The 4,182-nt window shown below is 71.5% G+C and carries 5 protein-coding genes; 1 reads left to right on the forward strand and 4 read right to left on the reverse strand.

Going from position 1 to position 4,182, the window contains the following annotated elements; all coding sequences use genetic code 11:
- From BZY54_RS28000 to BZY54_RS28015, 4 genes are all read right to left on the reverse strand, one after another.
- A partial coding sequence (locus BZY54_RS28000) for an aldehyde dehydrogenase family protein (RefSeq protein ID WP_143668135.1) occupies window positions 1-785 on the reverse strand: 785 nt, incomplete at its 3' end.
- Between the two features lie 571 nt (window positions 786-1,356).
- Window positions 1,357-2,010 (reverse strand): GTP cyclohydrolase I FolE, encoded by a 654-nt coding sequence (folE, locus tag BZY54_RS28005; protein WP_086728120.1) that lies wholly within the window; start codon window positions 2,008-2,010, stop codon window positions 1,357-1,359.
- Between the two features lies 1 nt (window position 2,011).
- Window positions 2,012-2,470 (reverse strand): hypothetical protein, encoded by a 459-nt coding sequence (locus tag BZY54_RS28010; protein WP_086728121.1) that lies wholly within the window; start codon window positions 2,468-2,470, stop codon window positions 2,012-2,014.
- 58 nt (window positions 2,471-2,528) lie between these two features.
- Window positions 2,529-3,080 carry a DUF2231 domain-containing protein gene (locus BZY54_RS28015; protein ID WP_086728122.1) on the reverse strand — a complete coding sequence of 184 codons (552 nt, stop codon included), beginning with the start codon at window positions 3,078-3,080 and terminating at the stop codon, window positions 2,529-2,531.
- A 123-nt stretch (window positions 3,081-3,203) separates the two neighbouring features.
- Here BZY54_RS28015 and BZY54_RS28020 point away from each other — a divergent pair, with 123 nt between their 5' ends.
- Window positions 3,204-3,956: a helix-turn-helix transcriptional regulator gene (locus BZY54_RS28020; RefSeq protein WP_086728123.1), complete on the forward strand. Its 753-nt coding sequence runs from the start codon at window positions 3,204-3,206 to the stop codon at window positions 3,954-3,956.
- The last annotated feature ends 226 nt before the right edge of the window (window positions 3,957-4,182 follow it).

Raw genomic sequence — 4,182 nt, forward strand, 5'->3', positions numbered from 1 at the left:
AGCTCCAGCTGCGTACGCAGCAGGCGGTGGGCACCGCCCGCGTGGATGGCGGTGCCGATCGCCAGCGACCCGGTGAAGCTGATGCCGGCCACCGCCGGATTGGCGACCAGCGCCTCACCGGCCGCCGCGTCGCCCTGCACAAGGTTGAGCACGCCGTTCGGCAAGCCCGCCGCGCGGAACACGTCCACGAGCACCGCCGAGGTGAGCGGCGTCAGCGGCGACGGCTTCAGCACCGCCGTGCACCCGGCGAGGAGCGCGGGGGCCACCTTCCACATGGGGATCGCCAGCGGGAAGTTCCACGGTGAGATCAATCCCACCACGCCGATCGGCCTGCGGAAGGTGTACGCGAAGGTCCGCTCCTCCTCCGCGGGAGCGGTCACCCCGCCCAGGCGACGCGCCTGCCCGGTAGTGAACTCCAGTACCGCTTCGGCCCTTCGCACCTCCCCGGCCGCCTCCTTGAGCAACTTGCCCTGCTCGCGGGTGATCGCGTACGCGAGCTCTCCGGACCGCTCGTCCAGGATGCGCAGCGCCCTGGTGAGGAACGCGGCCCGCTCGACCGGCCCCAGAGCGCGCCACCCGTCCAGCGCCCGCCGCGCCTCCTCGACCGCCAGGTCCACGTCGGCGCCGCCCGACTCCGCGAACTCGCCCAGTACGTCGGTGAAGTCGGCCGGGTTCACATCGGCGCGCCGCTGTCCGGACTGCGCCGCGACCCACTGCCCGCCGATGAAGTTCCCCGTCAGATGTCCCGCCACCTCGAACCGGATGTCGCCCGGTGCCACAGCCATGTGCCGCTCCTTTGCAGCCGGTGGGATGTCCCCGCCACCCTCACCCTGCGCACGCCACCGGAACAACGGGCGATCTGCCAATGCCGGGTATAGGGGGCGGCTATGCCGGGTGCCGGTACATGGACGCCGCGGTCCACCAGCCGTACGCGGACGGTCTCGACGGACGAGGTCTGAACACCCGGCCCGGTACCGGGCGCGGCCGGCGACCGAAATCTCATCCGCGCTCGCGGAGGTACGTCTCCACCCTGCGGCACCCGTCAGCATCGCCCGCCCCCGGGCAGACAGTCGCCCCCGCCAGTCGCACGGCGCGGCCTCCAGCGGCACCAGCCGACCGGGTGCCCGTACCGAGATGCCGGGCTGCGGTCTCCAGCAGCGCGGCGGCGGCCGTTCTCGTCAGCGGGTGGCCGACCCCTTCGCGCAGCACGGGCCAGGGGGTCGGGCGCTGTCCCTCCGCTGAGCCTCGGCCGGCTGATGCCCGGTCAGGTGTCAGCCCTCCCGTCGATGCCTCATAGGCGACGACCGGTCCCTCATGAGCGGCGACGGGTGCCTCATGAGCACCGACCGCCCGCGGTCACGAGGCCGCGCCGGTCAGGGCGAGGAACTCGCTGCGGGAGCGGGCGTCGGAACGCAGCAGGCCGAGCAGGGTGGAGGTCATGGTGCTGGAACCGGTGGCCTGGACTCCGCGCAGGGTCATGCAGGAGTGCTCGGCCTCGATCACCACCCCGACGCCCTTGGGCTCCAGGTGGGTCTGGAGCCAGTCGGCGACCTGTTTGGTCAGGCGCTCCTGCACCTGGGGGCGGCAGGCGAAGTGCTCGACGACGCGGGCCAGCTTGGAAAGGCCGAGGATCCGCGCGCCGGGCAGGTAGCCGACGTGGGCGGTGCCGACGAACGGCAGCAGGTGGTGCTCGCAGACGGACCGGACGGGTATGCGGCGGGCCAGGACGAGTTCGTCGTAGCCCTCGTCGTTGGGGAAGGTGGTCAGGTCGAAGGGACGCGGGCTGAACAGTTCGGCGTAGGCCCGGGCCATCCGGCCCGGTGTGCCGCGCAGGCTCTCCGAGGCGGTGGAGATGCCGAGGGCGTCGAGGAACTGGCCGGCTGCCGCCTCCGCGGCGGCCAGGTCGATACCGCCGGGCTCGTGGACCACCCGCAGGGCACGTCCTGCGGGTGCCGTTCCTTCGTCGCCCTGAGGGTGTATCCGGGCGGTGGCGTCGTGCGGCTTGGTCATGTCAGCTACCACCGATGCCGAGGGCGGTGAGGAGCACCAGAACGAGGGTGACCACGGCGAACAGGCCGTGGGCCAGGACCACTGGCAGTGGGAAGTGCCGTTCGGCGGGGACGGCTCCCACGGCTCCGGAAGCGGTCGCGGCCGCTGGTGCCGCCGCGGCTGTGGCACGGTCGCGGTGGACGGGGATCCAGCGGGCCAGCATGACGAACCCGAGCAGGGCGACCGGCAGGAGCAGGCCGAACGCGGTCCAGGCCAGGGCGTTCTCGTCGGTCACGGCATAGATGATCCACACCACCAGCCCGAGCGCGGCCAGGGCCAAGTGCCCGAAGACGACGGGTGCGGGCAGGCGGCTGGTACCGGACTGCTGCTGACGGATCCCGCCGTGCTGGATCCAGGTGCCGAGCATGTAGAACCCGCCGAGGGCGGTGATCACCCAGGTGATCAGTGCGGCGATGTCCATGGGGAACTCTCCCGGTGGTGAGCATGTCGAAGGCGGCCGGACCGCACCGGCCGCGGTGTCAGGTGCGCGGGGCGGAGCCGGTGTCCCGCGCACCGCGGCCGGGCGTGTATCCCTCGGCCTGGGTGTCCTCGTCGGCGACCCGCACGCCGTATCGGTAGGCGAGCTTTCCGCCCAGGAATCCCGAGACGCCCAGGACCGCCAGGCTGACCGCGGACAGGGCGATCTTGCCCAGGCCGACACTGCCGTCGGTGTGGGTGCCGTGGCGCCAGGCGAAGTTGACGGCGTAGGCGGCCGTCACCAGCAGGTTCAGCGTCATGTGGACCAGGGCGGTGCGAAAGGCCGGGGTGCCGGTGGGGATCGCGAACAGGTCGAGGAATCCGACCATGGCTGCCGCCAGGGCACCGATCAGCCCCACCGCGATCAGCCACTGCGAGCCCTCGGTGAGGAACTCCGGACGGTGCACGGCGTGGGAAGCGATGTCGAACACCAGGCCGGCCACCCAGGCGCCGATCGGCACGGTCACCAGGATCGGGTGGAACGGGTGGCCGTAGGGGCCGGCGAGCGAGGCGCTGACCGGGCGCTTCGCCTGAAGCTGTGACTCACTGGCCATCGCAACCTCCCTTCTATTTCACCAACAAATCTTGGTCTTATTAGGAGAGGCCGTCAAGACGTCGCAGCACAATCCGATCTGAGCAGCGCTTGCGCCCATGCAGGCTGGAGTTACTGTGGTCCTGTGGCTTCTGATCCGACTGCGCCGGCCGACGCGGCCGACGCCGGCATCGACTCCGTCAGCGTCCTGAGCGAGGCGTCACGGCGGCGCATGTTCACCTTCATCCGACGCGCCCGCCGCGCCGTCACCCGTGACGAGGCGGCCGCCAGCGTTGGCATCTCGCGCAAGCTCGCCGCCTTCCACCTGGACAAACTCGTTGAAGCCGGCCTGCTGCGCGCCCGCTACGAGTCGCCCGGTGGGATCCGCAAGGTCGGCAGGCGGCCGAAGGTCTACGAGCCGACCGACACCCAGATCACCGTGAGCATCCCCGACCGGCGGCACGAACTCCTGGCGGACCTCCTCCTGGACGCAGTCCTGACCGAGGGCGCCGACGAGAGCGCCGTGCACGCGGCGCTGCGGACCGCCGAGCAGCGCGGCCGTCGGATGGGCCAGGACGCGCGGGAGGAGACCCGCCCGGGCCGCCTCGGCCCGGAGCGCGGGCTGACCGCCTGCGAAGGGCTGCTGGAGCAGTACGGCTACGAACCGGTCCGGGAGACCCCCACCAGGCTCCGGCTGCTCAACTGTCCGTTCCACCCGCTGGCCGCGAAGGCCCCCGACCTGGTGTGCGGCATGAACCATGCCTTCCTCAGCGGCTACCTCGACGGCCTCCAGGTCAGCGGGGTCCGGGCTGTCCTGGCCCCCGAGCCCGGGGAATGCTGCGTACGGCTGGGCCCCTGCGAAGGCGACGGTGATGACCGGATGGCGCCAGAGAGCTGACTGGACGCTGCCCTGTCCGCGCGGGCCGCCGCCCGCGCCCGACCCTGCCCGCACCGGAAGGGCGCGGGTGGGAGACGAGCGCTCCGCGACACCGCGCGGGGCTCGCCCATGATCGGTGCTCGAGTCTTTCCGAGCTGGGGGAAACGCCCGTTCCGGCGTTCTTACCGGAGCACTGTCATGTTGACCAAACGCATCCTGAACCGTCCCACTCGTTCCACCGAACCGG

The sequence above is a fragment of the Streptomyces carpinensis genome (assembly GCF_002154505.1).
In the GTDB taxonomy this organism is placed as follows: Bacteria; Actinomycetota; Actinomycetes; order Streptomycetales; family Streptomycetaceae; genus Streptomyces; species Streptomyces carpinensis.

What these genes read in the sequence shown, in the direction of transcription:
- folE (WP_086728120.1), bottom strand. Translation starts at nt 2,010, where the DNA reads ATGACCAAGCCGCACGACGCCACCGCCCGGATACACCCTCAGGGCGAC.
- BZY54_RS28010 (WP_086728121.1), bottom strand. Translation starts at nt 2,470, where the DNA reads ATGGACATCGCCGCACTGATCACCTGGGTGATCACCGCCCTCGGCGGG.
- BZY54_RS28015 (WP_086728122.1), bottom strand. Translation starts at nt 3,080, where the DNA reads ATGGCCAGTGAGTCACAGCTTCAGGCGAAGCGCCCGGTCAGCGCCTCG.